1 rRNA gene is annotated in these 667 nt (G+C 57.7%); it reads right to left on the bottom strand.

Going from position 1 to position 667, the window contains the following annotated elements:
- Positions 1 to 8: 8 nt before the first annotated feature.
- A 16S ribosomal RNA gene (locus AB2U09_RS00005) occupies positions 9 to 667 on the bottom strand; the annotation flags it as partial.

The following is a 667-nucleotide window of genomic DNA, read 5'->3' as shown; positions in this document are numbered from 1 at the left end:
CGGTCAGTAGGAGGTGATCCAGCCACAGATTCCTCTACGGCTACCTTGTTACGACTTAATCCCCCTTGCGGAGCCCAGATTCGACTCGGGTATCCGAGCCTCATCCGGACCCCACTCGGGTGATTTGACGGGCGGTGTGTGCAAGGAGCAGGGACGTATTCACCGCGCGCTTCTGACACGCGATTACTACCGAATCCAGCTTCATGAGGGCGAGTTTCAGCCCTCAATCCGAACTACGACCTGGTTTAGGGGATTACCTCCACCTCTCGGTGTCGGAACCCACTGTCCAGGCCATTGTAGCCCGCGTGTTGCCCAGCACATTCGGGGCATGCTGACCTACCGTTGCCCGTTCCTTCCTCCACGTTAGCCGTGGCGGTCTCCGTAATGTACCCAGCCACCACAAGGGTGCTGCTGGCAATTACGGACACGGGTCTCGCTCGTTGCCTGACTTAACAGGATGCCTCACGGTACGAGCTGACGGCGGCCATGCACCTCCTCTCAATGGCTCCAATAAGGTCATCAACCTGATCTTCACTGCACATTGTCGGTGCTGGTGAGATGTCCGGCGTTGAGTCCAATTAAACCGCAGGCTCCTCCGGTTGTAGTGCTCCCCCGCCAATTCCTTTAAGTTTCATCCTTGCGGACGTACTTCCCAGGCGGCTCGCTT

It is taken from the genome of Halosimplex yunnanense, assembly GCF_054504345.1.
Note: the sequence above shows the minus strand (reverse complement) of the source record. Positions and strands in the feature narration are given on the sequence as shown.